Raw genomic sequence first — 14,150 nt, forward strand, 5'->3', positions numbered from 1 at the left:
AGAACAGCCTTACCCAGTTGCACACCGACGCTAGCGCTGCTCGATCTGTTGCGGCTATCGCCCTTATGCAGCGCGCAGCCGCGACCCATTGATACTCCTCGATGAAGCTGGAAGCTAAAACTCCACGCCGACCTGCGCCATCACTGCCGGCTGTTGGCTGCGGAAGCCCGCTGGTTTGTACAACGGCCAACCAAACGACACGTCGTAGTTGAAGGCCATGTAGGGGCCGGATGGCACGCGCCCTCGCACACCAACGACGGCACCCACCAACTTGTCGCCGAGCAGAAATTCCGCACTGGGGCCGTGCACCTTGCCCATATCGACGCCGGCGTAGACGGCTTGGCCGGCCACGCGCCACGCCAGCTCGTTGCGCCAGAACCATCCGTCTTCGGCCGCCAGCGTCAGTTGGCCATCGAAACCGCGCACGGTGTAGCGGTTACCGATGGTGAAGTAGTCGCTTGGCAGCACACGTGTGCGAGCGTGCTGGATAGACCAGTTGCTCGTGTACTCGAACATCTGGTTAGCCAGCTTGAACGGCCAATACAGGCTTGCGTTGGCCGTTTCAACTTGTGACCGCCCGCCGTAGCCAGGGTCACCGACCACCACACCCGGGACGTTGGAATGATCGGGCAGCGTCTCTCGCCACGCAAACCCGCCATCGAGCACCACCGGGCCAAGATAGTGGCGATGCGACATCGACGCCTCATAGCCCACGACATCACGACGCTGGACCGCAATCTCCGTGTCTTCCAGGTAGTTGCGGTTGATTTTGCGGAAGAGCTTGAACTGGGCGCCGGTGCGCGACGTCGCGTCGCGATGCAGCACGCCACTGATGCCGGCATTCACCTCAGAGCTATTGCCGCTGTAGACGATGGGCTCCTCGAAACCCGCCACCGTCTGGTTGTAGCGCGAGCGATTGGCGCCCACGAAGAGCGTGGCATAGCCGACCGGCACGCTCCAGTTGATGGAATAGGAACGCGTGCCTGCTGCGGTCGAACCGCGGTCTGTATTGGACGACGCTGAAATCGACAGTTGGTCGTAGAGGTGCAGCGGCGAGTCGATGACCAGCGAGCCGCTCATCTGGTACTTGCCGGTCGACTTCAAGCCCGTGTTATCCGCTGACAGCGATGCGTGCCAGCGCTTGTCAGTACCCGGCTTGAGCACGATGTCAGATTCACCGACGCGCTCGCCAGGAACGATGTCAAAGCTCGTCTGCGACTGACCCGGCAGGCGGCGTATGCTTTCCAGCGCCTGGTCCAAGTCGCGCTGGTTCAACAAATCTCCGGGGCCAGCGAGCAACACCATCCGTGCCCAGCCGATGTTGTCATCCGAGGCATTGCGGATGGCCCCAATGCGCCCCGCCAACACTTTGAGTTGCAACGTACCGCCAGCCAAGTTCTGCTTCGGGATCAGGACCCGCGAAGTGACGTAGCCCCGCTCAATCAGCGCGTTGTTTGCCTGCAGCTCGATCGCCTCCAGCCCCTGCTTGCCGACACACTGGCCATTGACGGGCTTGAGCAGGTCGGGCAACCACCAGAAGACGTTGTCCTCCAGCGTGATGCCGTTGATCTGGAAGCATGGCGTTTCCTTCGGCAGCGCGGACAGCGAGATCACCTGCGCGGGCGCGGGTAGCGTGAAGACGTCCGGGCGGGCGTTGGCACGCTCACGCGCCTGCTCGGCTTGCTGCTCTTGCAAGCGCTGGACTTCTGGACCAGGGCCGGTTAGGGGTGCAGGCGCGACTTGCGCGAGTGCGAGCGAGCTAAGCGTGCCAACGTAGAGCGCGGCCGCGCGGGAAACAGCAGACAACATGATTTGGAATTGTGGGAGGGTACGGCTCAGTTATTGCGGCTGGAGATGGGCTGCTGCGTGGGGGAGCACTTTTCCTTGTCGAATTTCTCGACCCTCTGCATAACCGGTTCCCCTGCAGCGTCGCTCATCTCAACCTTGCAGCCACCAGGCGCGCGCACGAAACGTAGCGTGACCTCAGCGCGGTCGAAGGTGTAGACGTTCGGCACAAAACAATGCCACCACGTGGCGCCGTTTTCCCCTTGGTCATAGATGTCAATGCGGACCGGTTCGCCGCGTGGCACCGCAAAGGTCGCAGCCTCCCGGTACGGCATCATTCCGTTTGGCTGCCATCCGATACGTTTGTCAGCTGATTCACAGTTGCCAGACCGTTCGGCAATCAACAGGTGCGCCGTGGGGCTGTAATCGTTCTGGAATGTGACACGCGTCGTTTGTTCCGTCGGCAGTGTCGGCGTTTCGTACTTGCCAAAGATGAACCAACCACAGCCGGAAAGCATCGTGGTCGCGACGAGTACGGCACCCACGGCCGCAACTCTTGTGCTGCGTGGGCCGCGTAGGTTGTTCCCAACCTGATTTTCCGCTCCGTGCCCCACTGCGGACGGTGCGTTAGACAGCGAAAACTTCACCTTCCAACCCCTCTCTTATCTTTTTGGTCTTCGCGGCTTCTCACGAAGGACAGGACACTTAGGTATGCGGCGATGACCATCGACCAGAACAAGCAGACATAGGCCAACACCACAAAGTGTTTGGTAGTTACAGCAAAACCCAAGGCTCGAAAGAAAACCAATCCGGCCAGTAGCAGCCAAGGAGAGACGACTGCTTTTAGGACCAACCAACCAGCTCTCATTCCTGGCAGCCTTTCTTATGTTGGTACTGACGGCGAAGCAGCCGGACTGCGTGAATGACTTCCAGCGCTAGCCAAACCGCCCCAACGAGCGTCATGACAACGACGACACCGTCATGCTTTGCCTCACTCGGAACGACGCTATCGCTGTGGAGCACGTTCGCGTTGAGCCACAGCATCCAATCGCGAAGCCAGTAGGTGGCACCGATGATGACCAAGCAGCAGGTCAAGCGAGAAGCAATGCCCTTCCAGCCTGGATGCTCTACTGCACGGTCAAGGTATGCGAATGGGTTCACTTAGATTCTCGTTTGCGCTTCTGCGTCTTCCATTGAAGGAACCCGAACCAAAGGGCAAATGCCAGCGACTGGAATGTGCACACCAAGGCCAAGTAGGCAAGGTGTCGCTCGGTCAGAGGGACTCCAACCAACCGAAGGGCTCCTCCTCCGATGAATAACACCCAGGGAGCCAATATCGCGCTGATGACGTCGAATGCTTTTTTCCAGTTCATTTGTCTGGGACCGTCGCCAAGGGTTGGATGCGGCCCCTGGCTGTGCGGAACAGCTCCAGTAGCTAGGCTGTCGGAAAAGAGATTCCGACTCCATACTCCTCGCAGATGTAACCTTCCCCCGCAGGATTGTGCGGAGTTCGCTTCGTAGACCAATAGCGCAACGAAGGAACTTGGCTCTCGATACTGCTGCGTACTGCCGCGGTCAGCGGGCCCGCCATCTGAACAACCTGTCGCACCTTCGACCAGCCCTCAGAAAGCTCCGAAACAGAGTTCCCTGCCTGTTCAGCAATTCGCACAGCGCGCTCAATGTTTGGCGAAAGGATTTGTGTCATGGCGCAAGGTTGATTCTGTCAATCGGCCTCAGTCGAGTGCCATAGTTGGGTATGAAGTATTGCGTTGCTCCACCAGCGCCGAGATTCGGATTGGCTCGTACGATTCCGGTTGGGACCGTTATATCAGAGGTGGTTTCATACGCGGCCATCTGGGGCCTATATCCAAAAACCGGGTGAGGACTGACCTGGAGACTCTGGAAGAGGCTTTCTCGGCTCAGTCCAGCATCTGCCAAAGCTTGCGCGTTTGTGTAGTAGGCTGACTGCCCTGGTACACCGCCGTAGACAACAGTCCCCTTTGGCAAAGTCGACATTCCCCACACGTCGGGAGCATAGTCCCAGCGCACCTGGTCGGTTCGCGCAAGGTGTATATCAAAAGTGGAGGCATCGCGAGCGCCTTGGCTTTCGGCAATGTTTGCCAGAACTCGACTGCGTGTCGTAGCAGCATCAAAGACAGCAGCGCCGGCCCGCGCGTCTGCGGCCAGAACAGCGCCCAGAACTCCAGTCGCAACCTTCGCTGCAGCACCGCCAATGAACACTTCCTCGACGGGGTAGACGGGCGTAGCTGCACCGTTAGGTGTTGAGGCCCGCTGGAGCGTATCGCTTTGCAATTGCGAGATTTGTTGACGGAGTACGGAGTCAACGCCGGAGGGCTGCCAACCAACAGTGCCAGGCGTATTTCCTGGACCCAAACCACGGACCGTCGCCATGCCTCCGACAGGGCCATTGCCAAGGATATTGGTGTCTTGATACTGCGCAGTCGTAGATTGGAAGCTCTTTACGACAGAACCGTCGGCAATAATCGGGTTCCCTGTGGTCCCCAACACAGGCTGTCCTGACATGCCCTGCACAATTTGCTGCGCTTGAGCCAAGTTTTGTTGGAACGATTGCAAAACTTGGTAGTTGCCCGATGCCTGAGCCGCTTGGGTCAATTGTGCTACGTAGGCGGAAAGCTGCTGTTGCGCTTGTGCATCGACCATGGCCGATGCTGCTAGCGTTAGCATCGCGTTCCAATACTGCGTGATTTTTGCTTGGTCTGCGGGGTTCTGCCCCAAGGCTGCGCCAATCTTATCTGCTTGCTGCTTGAGCGTCTGCTTCTCGCTGACGTGCAATTGTCGATTGAAGCGGTCGACGTTGTAGCCTGAGAACGCGCCGGCGTTGCCACCAACGACTCCTCCCACTGCGGTAGCCAGCGCATTGGACACAATGTTGCCGAGCGCTTGGTCAACAGCCTTGTTGCCAGTCGGGCTTGAGCCCTCAATAGCACTGGCCAAGTCGTTAAGCTTGCCAGCCGCGAGAGACGCTACACCCGCGCCTGCCCCAGCAGCCAGAGCGTTGCCACCGCCAAGCCCGCCGACGATAGCAGCGCCAGCAGCCTGCATGCCAGCTCGCGCCCAGCCACCTTCCCTCCACGCATCAACGCCTGCCGTATCACCCGCTGCATCGGCCGCCGCTCTCTTGGCGTCTGCGTACGACCCGATGTCTCGTGCGATAGCCGCACCTGCCGCCTGTGCGGCGGCCATTGTGTCTGCCTGGTTGTTCAGCAGATTTTGCAGGTCTGGCGCCTTGCCAACCGTGCCGTTCGTGTTGGCTGTGTCGCGGTTCAGGCTCGTGACATCCTGCTTTTGCTTGTCTTGGTTGGTAATAGTGATGGTGCCTTGCGAGACAGCACTGCGGGTCGTCGCGTTCTCGCTACCGCTATCGTTCTGGCTTAGCATCGGTGCGCCACCTGCCACGCTCCGGCCCCCGGCGTTGTTGTAGGTGCTACCGCCGTTACCCATGGAGCCGCCCAGGCTGAAGCCGCTACTGCTCGCGTTGTAGTCAGAATGGTTCTGAACGTCCGAGAACGTGAGCGTGCCGGTAGTCAGCTGGTTCTTGTCGGGTGTCGCGGCACTGGCGATGACCGCGCCCTTGAGGTCCGTGTTGCCCTTGACGTTAATGTCAAAACCGCCGGCACCGGCCTGGATGCCAGACTGCTCGTTCACGCCCGCATAGTTGCCGCTCGCGCTACCGTTGCTGTGGCTAAAGCTGGCGCTTCCGCCGCCTTGGCTGATGCCGAAACCGCCACCGGAGCTCTCCTGGTGGGCAGTGCTACGGCTGGAGTCCTGCGTGCTAGCGAGATTTAGGTTGCCGCCAATATCCGCAAGCACCTTGTTGGCGTTCACATTCGCGCCGACGATATTGGTATCGCCGCCGCTCACGATAGTCACAGTGTCGCTAGCATTGATGTGCGAATTGTTCTGCGTCTGCGCATCCGAATTTGCATCGCCGTGCGCCTTCGACATCGACGCCGACACACCGAAGCCACCTGTGCCGTACGAAACACCAATGCTCGCGCTCTTGGATTCGTTCGTACTACGCGTGCTGTCTGTATCCGTGCTGCCCTTCAGGTTGACCTGATTGTTGGCTTGCAACATCACGTTCTTCGCGTTGATGTCAGAACCGACGATGTTGATGTTTCCGCTACCGGGCGTACCATCACCCGTTGCCACAAACGCCGTCGTGCCACCCGCCTTGACGCTGCTGCCGTTGTTCTGCGTGCTGTCCTCGGTGAACGTCGTCTTGCTCGACGAGGAGCCCCAGCTCAGTTCAACCTTGGCTTCCGGCTTCTTGCCATCAGCCAGTGCACCAGCCGCACCCTTCGCTGCCCCAAAGACATCGCCCAGGCCGTCAACCGCAGCAATCGCGTGCAATGTAGAAGCGCGGCTGCTCTGGCTGTTACCGGAGGCCTCGGCTTGCTGCTGAACGTTCTGGATGGCGTCGATGACAGGCGACTTGATTGCCAGTGTGAAGCCAGAACTCTTGATTTCGTGCGTTTCGTCGTGGTGACGGTCGGTAGTCGCCGCATCGATGGTCACGTTCTGGCCAACGCCCGTCACGTTCTGGCCAGCCACCACATCGGAGCCCGTGATGTGCAGGTCTTTGCCCGCCTGCATGTGAACGCTGCCATCCGTGCTGCCCACCAAGCTGCCTTGCGAGCCGCGCACCGTATCGTTGGTCGTATCAGTCGTTTGGTGGGTGCCATAAGAGATGCCGGCGCCCGCGCTTCCCAAGCCCGACTTCTTCACGTCCTTGAAGTGCGATTCGCTTGTGGCTGTCTCTGCAGTCGTGATGGTCAGGTTGTTGCCGGCCGCCAGGTTCACATCGCCGGTGCCGGCGATGGTCGCTGCCTTCGCCGTCAAGTCACGGCCGGCAACCACCGTTACCGTATCCCCGGACAGTGTGGTGCCGACTGCGTTCGTCTGCCCGGCCGAGTCAATTGTGTGCGTCGTTTTGGACGACAGGAACCCGGTTTCTTTCTGATTATGCTCGTCGCGAACATCCTGATGGCTCTGGCCTGCATTGAGGTTCACGTCGCGCCCCGCAGCCACCTGGACACCGCCCGTCGTGGCGTTGGCGTACGCGGCTGTCGCGTTAACGTCCCGGCCCGCACCAATGGCAAGGTTGCCACCGGTCTGGATCTGCGTCCCCGCATCCGCATACGACGAACGGTCCGAGCGGTTCTTGTCCCCCCACACGACATGTTCTTCGTTCGACTGCCGCACCGCAGTCAGATTGACATCGCGGTTGGCGGTGATGGTGGCATTGCCCGTCGTGTTGATGGCAACCGCCGCCAGGTTGGCATCACGACCTGCCTGGATGGACAGCGCACCGGCATCGACGCTCGCCACCTGGTTGATGTTCGTACCCGTGGTCGTGAGGTTCTTCGTTTGAACCGTCGTGCTGGTCAGGTTCACGTCACGGCCGGCAGACAGCAGCACCTGGTCGCCCTGGATATGGCCGCCGAGGTTGTTGATGTCCTGCGTCGCCTGCGCCAGCAGCGTGCTGCCGGCCAGCGTGCCGGTGTTGACGATGTTGTCAGCGGTGACCACTGTTACGTTGCGGCTGGCGATGGTGCCGCTGTTTGTCGCGTCGCCCTTGGCGTTGAAGCTGACGTTGTTACCCGCCATCAACGTACCGCCGCCGGTGACGTCGGTGTCCTTGGCGCGCAGGTAGACCTGCGGCACCAGCACCTCCTGCTTGCTGCCATCCGCCAGCGTCACGGTCTGCTTGACCAACCAGACGATGTCGCTGGTGAGCTGCGCCATCTGCGCTTCAGTCAGCGCCGTGCCAACGTTCAGGCCGAATGCCTTGCCTGCAGCGGTACCGTTGGCCAGCAGTGCCTTGTACTCGTCTTCGTTGTTGGTGTAGTCGCCAATGAAGCGCTGCCCCGTGGCCCGGACGATTTGCTGCTGAATCAGTTGCTGCTCGTAAAAGCCATCGCCAATGCGCTTGAGCGTGGCCCCGGGGTCATTGCGGAACTGCGACAGCATCGTGTCGCTCGATGTCCATTGGCGGAAGTTGGTGAAGCGCGGGTCGGTTTCGACCAGCACGCTGCTGCCCGGGTCACTGATGATGCGGTAGAGGGCATTGTTCGGCAGCGTCAGGTTTGGCACCACCGTGCGGATGACCACGTTCCCGGGCAACGTCACAGACGTGGTCGCGGCACTGACGGAGCCGCCAGCAGGTGTGGCAATGGAGGCCGTCTGGATATGCATGACCCCGCTGTTGGGCACCGTCACCGATGCACTGCCAGGCTGCACCGTATCGCCGCCAATCGCCTTATAGTCGGCAACGGCCGCGCCGCTGCCATTACCCGCGCCAGCCTTGGTCGACACCGCAACGGATTTGACCGTGGGCTGGCTGTTCGGGCCCGTGCCGTTGGTGGGGCTCACATCCAGCTGGTAGTTAGTCTGGATGGTCTGCCCTTGCCAGGGGCTGGTGTTGTAGGCCCGAGTGTCGCCGCTGAATGCGCCGCCGGACTCGACATAGGTGTACGACGCCGTACCCGTGGTGGTGACGGACTGCGTGCCGGTCATGCCCACGTTATTCGGCCGCGTACCGATGACATTGCTGCCGGTCAGGTCGCCGCCCGCCACGATTTGGCTGGCGACGTTGTTCACCACGCCGGCATTCAACGTCATGTTGCCGCCAGACGTGATCGTCCCCGGGTCGCTCTGCGTGACCACAGTACGCGTCACTTGCTGCGTGCCGTCGTAGATCGTGAAGGCGTCAATTTCGCGACCGCGCAGATTCGAGTTGAACGCGTTGATGGCGTCGTTCAGCGCCTGGTATTGCGTGACGGCATTGTCATGCCGCTGCTGCCAGGCAGCCAGGTCGGCCTGGTACTGCGGATACTGGCTGGGCTGGTAGTTGCTAGGGTCCGGCTGCGTGCCAATCTCCTGCGGCGCGGCAATACCGAACACGCCCCAGATGGCGTCTGTGGTTTTGTAAAGGAACTGTTCCGGATAGCTCGATACCTCGCAGCTATCCTGCCAGCACGGCCTCTCAGGAATATAGGCCGTGCCGACGCCGCCTCCGCCCAAGCCGTTGCTGTAGGTGAACGGCGGGCCGTAGCGCTCGAACGGATACTGCGACGACGGCAGCAGCAGAACCTTGTAATCGTCATCGCCCAGCCATTGCCAGTTGTCGCCTGTGGCTGTGCCACCATTGTTCTTGTGGAATAGCCGCACCGTGCTCGGGTCGATGTCTTGTGTCGAGCCGTTCAGCCGGTATGAAACGACATGCGTGCCTGGCGACGTCTGGTCAGTCGTCGCGAAGTGGTTGTTCTGGTTATTGATTTGGCTGGCGGCGATGGTCAGGTTGCCATCGGCGTTGATGGTGGCCGAGCCGTTGGTCACGTTCTGAGCCGAACCCGTCGCGTGATTGCCGGCATCGAGCGCACCACCAACACGCATGTTGCCAATCGAATAGATCAGCGCGTGTTCCTGGTTGTTGAGCGCCTGCACACCCAGGTCCATGTCGCCCCGGCTGGCGATGACACCCGCGACACCATTACCGTTGACGGTGTTCGTCAGCGTGTTGGCGGCAATCGAAACCGAATCGCCATACAGGCGGCCCGTGTTGACGACGTTGTTCGCACGGATGACAGTCGCGCCACCGTCGATCAGGCCATCGTTGGACAGCGTGCCCTGCGCGGTCAGCGTGTTCGACACCGTGCCAATCAGCTGGCCGCTCTGCGTGTTGGTGATGTTGTTGGCCGACACCGTCAGGTTGCGGCCAGCGGACATCGTGCCCGAGTTGGTGACGTTGCCGGTGGTCGTGACGGACACGTCTTGCCCGGCAGCCAGCGTGCCGCTGTTGTTGTAGTCCGACTGCAGGTTCAGAGACACACTGCCTTGCGACTGCACGGTACCGTCACCGCTCATCTGGCCAGCCGTCACACCCACGCTCTTGGTGCCGTTCAGGTTGCCCTGGGTGTTCGTCAGCGCAGCGGTCGCCTTGGCACCCACCGTGCCTGCCGACTGAATCGAGCCCTGCGTGTTGTTGATCGACGGTGCCGTGAGCTGCGTGTTCAGGTCGGAGCGGATGGCACCGGCTGTGTTGTCGAGCGACGTCGTGGCGGTGAGCGCCACATTTGCGCCCTCCATGCCGGTCGTGGCCGTATTGGAGTTCTTGTTGAGCAGGTTGGCACCGGATACCGTGAGCGTGCCACCGGAGTGCATCAGGCCGGCGGAGTTGTCGACCGTCGTGCCATTCACCGTCACATCGCCGTTGGAGGCGACCTGGCCGCCTGCGTTGGTGAGCGTGCCGGTATTGACCGTGAGCGCACCGTTGGAAACCAGCTTGCCTTGGTCATTGGTCAGGGTCTGGCTCTGCACGTCCAGCGTGGTGTTCGATGAAATCGTGCCTTGCAGGTTTGTCAGCGTATTGGCGTTGACCGAAACCGCGTTGCCAATCACCGCGCCTTTGGTATTGGCCAACGATTGGCTGTGGGTTGCCAGTGTCGTACCCGCCTGCATCACCCCGCCGTTGGCGTTCGTGATGGCGCCCGCTGTTGCATCAAGCGCGGCCGTCGACGCAATGGCACCGCCGGTGTTATCCAGCGCGCCAGTACCGGTATTGACGGTCACATTACGACCGGACACCGTGCCGCCCTGGTTACCCAGGCTAGCCGCCTGAAGCTGCATGTCTTGCGTGGCGAGGAGCTTGCCGCCGGCATTGGCGACGTTGCCCATGCTGGTGAGGGTGAGCCCACCTTGGCTGGAGCCGAGGATGCCACCGGCGGTGTTGTCCAGACTGGCGACCGTGGCGTGCACATCGCCAGTCGCGGCCAGCGTGCCGCCCTGGTTGGTGACCGCGCCGGCGGTCAGTTGCAACGCATTGGCGGCGGAAACCTTGCCTGACGTGTTGTCGAGTGTGCCCGCCCCCGTGTTGAGCGTGACGTTCTGACCCGAGACCGTACCAGCCTGGTTGCCCATGCTGGCTGCCGCGAGCGTGACATCTTGAGCCGCGAGCAGCTTACCGCCCGCGTTGCCGATGTTGCCCGTGCTGGTGACGTTGAGAGCGCCGGCGCTGGAACCCAGTACGCCCGAGGTGTTATCAAGGCGTGCCACGTTTGCAGTGACATTGCCCGCACCGGCCAGCGTGCCAAGTTGATTCACCAAGCTGCCGGCAGTCACGTTGGCCACGCCTGAGGCAGACACCGTACCGCTGGTGTTATCGACCGCGCCCGACCCGGTGTTGACCGTGAGGTTGCGTGCGGAGATGGTGCCGGCTTGGTTGCCGAGGGACGCCGCATTGAACGTCGCATCCTGACCGGCAATGAGCTTGCCGTTTGCGCTGCCGATATTGCCGGCGCTGTTGATGACGAGGTTGCTGCCACTGGAGCCGAGTGCGCCGCCGGTGTTGTCCACGCTCGCCACGGTGGCGGTCATGTCCGCGGCAGAAGCGAGTGTGCCGCCCCGGTTGACGAGGCTGCCCGCCGCCACGTCTGCCGTTCCGGAGGCGGACACTTGCCCATTGGTGTTGTCGACCGTGCCGGACCCCGTGTTCACCAACAGGTTGCGCGCCGAGATGGCACCACCTTGGTTGCTCAAGCTGGCGGCGTTGAATGTGGCGTCCTGTGCGGCAATCAGCTTGCCGTTCGTGCTCGTGATGGCGCCGCTGCTGTCCACCTTCAGATTGCCGGTGCTGGAACCCAGCACGCCCGACGTATTGTCCAGGCTCGCAACGGTGGCGTGCACATTGCCATTGGCGGCAAGCGTGCCGCTCTGGTTGATCAGGCTACCGGCCTGAACGTTGGCCACGCCTGATGCCGACACCGTGCCATTGGTGTTGTCGATGGTTCCCGTTCCGGCGTTGAGCGACAGATTGCGACCAGAGACGGTGCCTGCCTGATTGCCGATCGTCGCGGCATTCAGGGTGACATCCTGTGCAGCGACAAGCTTGCCGCCACTTGCGTTGGTAATCGAGCCCGTGCTGTTGACGGTCAGGTTGCCGGTATTGGAGCCCAGCGCGCCGCCGGTGTTGTCCACGCTGGCCACCGTCGTGGTCACATCGCCGGTAGCGGCGAGCGTGCCACCACGGTTGACGAGGTTGCCGCCCTGGATGTTGGCCGTACCCGAAGCGGCCATCGACCCGCTTGTGTTGTCGATGGCGCCCGTGCCCGTATTGACGGAAAGATTGCGCGCCGAAACCGCGCCGGCCTGATTGCCAAGGCTCGCGCCCGCGAGCGTGACATCCTGCGCTGCGACCAACTTGCCGCCCGCGTTCGTGATGGCGCCGCTGCTGTTGACGTTCAAGGCGCCACTGCCCGAGCCGAGCACACCTGAGGTGTTGTCCAGGCTGGCCACGTGGGCAGACACATTGCCGGCGGCGGCAAGCGTGCCGCCTTGGTTGACGAGGTTGCCGGCCGTAACGTTTGCCGTGCCCGAGGCGGAAACCGTACCGCCGGTATTGTCTACCGCGCCGGCCCCGGTGTTCAGGGACAGGTTCTGGGCCGACACCGTGCCACCTTGGTTGCCCAAGCTGCCGCCAGTGATGGAGACGTCCTGTGCAGCAACCAGTTTGCCCTTCGCATTGGTGATGTCACCCGTAGCGTTAACCGTGAGGCTGCCGCTATTGGAGCCCAGTGCTCCGGAGGTGTTGTCGAGCAAGCCAGTGGTGATGCTCGTGTTGCCGGTGGAAGCCAGAAGACCACCCTGGTTGACGACGCGCTGAGCGCCCACCTGCAGCGTGGTGTTGGACGAGAGGCTGCCGGCTGTGTTGTCCAGCGTGCCGCCGGCCTGGACAGCCACGCTGCCGCCCGAGATGGTGGCGCTGCGCGTGGCCACATCGCCCGTGGCGGACAACGAGACCGTGCCTTGCGTGGCGACGTTACCGTTGCTTGCGTCAATGCTCGCGCCGGTCACGCCGATGCTCTGGCCGGCCAGCAGATTGCCGCTGTTGCGCACTGCGCCTGTTGCATTCAATGCCACTGCACCCGGCTGCGTGACATTGCCATTCGTATCGACACCCGCGCCAATCGTGCCGCTGTTGGTGACTTGCGGCCCGGTGATGGTGGCGTTACCGCCGGCAACCACGGTACCGCTGTTGGTCGTGCTGCCGGACACCGCCACGTTGCCAGGGCTGGTGATCACGCCTTGGTTGTTGATGTTGGGTGCCGAGATGTTGGCATCCGCCGCGCTTTGCACGCGGCCAGTCGGCGTGATGGTCACATCGCCATTGGCGGCCAGGCTCAGGCTGCCGGTGAGCGCAGCGAGGTTGCCGCCGATGTTGACGCCCAACCCCTGTTCAGTGCCAATGAGCCGCGTGGCGCCACCCCCGTACATGCTGCCCAGTTGGCCAACGTCGATGGCGACCTGCGGCGCCGGGCCCACGCCCGCAATCGCGGTTGGCGTGACGCTGCCGTAGTCCACGCTGTTGGCACCTGCCACGGCGTTGATGCGCTCGGCCCACACTTGACCATTGATGGCCATGGCGCGAGACAGCAAATCAAGCTGCGCGCCGCGCGCATCAAGGCCTGCGCCATTCACCGTAATTTGACCTTGCTGGACTGAGATACTGGAGATGTTGCCCAGCGCATCGAAGTTGGGCGTGCCGGTGGTGAGCGTGACCCGCGGCGCCTGGATGAACGAACAACCGGCACACGTGATGCCTGCGGGGTTGGCAACGATAAGGCTGGCTTGGTTGCCCGCGATTTCTGTGGGGCCTGCCAACACGGACGGATTGCCGCTGGTGACCTGATTCAGGATGACGCGCGCAGCGCTGTTGCCCAGGAAGGGGTTGCCCTGTACCCAGCCCGCGATCTGGGTCTGGGAATTCTGGCCACTGTTGTTGAGCACAACGCCGGCCTGGCCCACGTTGTAGTTCGTGAACGCGTTGGAGCTGACGCCCGCGGCCGATGGCGCATTGATGTTCACTACAGGCGTGCCGTTCGCCGCGACGCCTACTACCGGGTGCGGACCAGGAACATTGCGGTCCGGCGTCAGTGATTGCGCGTTCAGACCCGGCGCTGCCAGCGCGGCCACCGTACTCAACGTCAGCGCAGATGCCCGGCGGCTGGTGCGGCTTCCCGTGTCACGCCCCTTGCCTGTGCTCCTGGCCGTTTCCTCTACGGCAACCAGCATGCCGCGTACGGCGTTAAAGACAGTTCGATAACACTTGGCGTTCATGATGTTTCTCTACTGACACGGCAGACGACAACAGCGCGCTGGCGCACGTTTGAACGTGCGCAAAGCAGGCTGAAAAAAGGGGGCGACGACAGACACAGGCGTGCGCTTGCTACAGCGTGGGCCGTTCCGATTCAGGCGAAGGGGCGGGCAGCGCGCGCTGACCAGAGGAGAGCTGGGACGAATGCCCAACAGAGTGGCGACGTGCG

Annotated in this window: 4 protein-coding genes; all 4 read right to left on the minus strand. The window is 61.9% G+C overall.

Going from position 1 to position 14,150, the window contains the following annotated elements; genetic code table 11:
- Positions 1–114: 114 nt before the first annotated feature.
- Positions 115–1,809 carry a ShlB/FhaC/HecB family hemolysin secretion/activation protein gene (locus N511_RS0106815; RefSeq protein WP_027678610.1) on the minus strand — a complete coding sequence of 565 codons (1,695 nt, stop codon included), beginning with the start codon at positions 1,807–1,809 and terminating at the stop codon, positions 115–117.
- A gap of 26 nt (positions 1,810–1,835) precedes the next feature.
- Positions 1,836–2,330 carry a hypothetical protein gene (locus N511_RS0106820; RefSeq protein ID WP_027678611.1) on the minus strand — a complete coding sequence of 165 codons (495 nt, stop codon included), beginning with the start codon at positions 2,328–2,330 and terminating at the stop codon, positions 1,836–1,838.
- 319 nt (positions 2,331–2,649) lie between these two features.
- Positions 2,650–2,946: a hypothetical protein gene (locus N511_RS0106825; RefSeq protein ID WP_155954023.1), complete on the minus strand. Its 297-nt coding sequence runs from the start codon at positions 2,944–2,946 to the stop codon at positions 2,650–2,652.
- A gap of 540 nt (positions 2,947–3,486) precedes the next feature.
- Positions 3,487–13,944 (minus strand): hemagglutinin repeat-containing protein, encoded by a 10,458-nt coding sequence (locus tag N511_RS23775; RefSeq protein WP_231479580.1) that lies wholly within the window; start codon positions 13,942–13,944, stop codon positions 3,487–3,489.
- Positions 13,945–14,150 lie beyond the last annotated feature (206 nt).

This window comes from Ralstonia sp. UNC404CL21Col (assembly GCF_000620465.1).
GTDB lineage: Bacteria > Pseudomonadota > Gammaproteobacteria > Burkholderiales > Burkholderiaceae > Ralstonia > Ralstonia flatus.

Excerpts from the sequence above, each read along its gene's own strand:
- N511_RS0106815 (WP_027678610.1), bottom strand. The coding sequence starts at position 1,809 with ATGTTGTCTGCTGTTTCCCGCGCGGCCGCGCTCTACGTTGGCACGCTT.
- N511_RS23775 (WP_231479580.1), bottom strand. The coding sequence starts at position 13,944 with ATGAACGCCAAGTGTTATCGAACTGTCTTTAACGCCGTACGCGGCATG.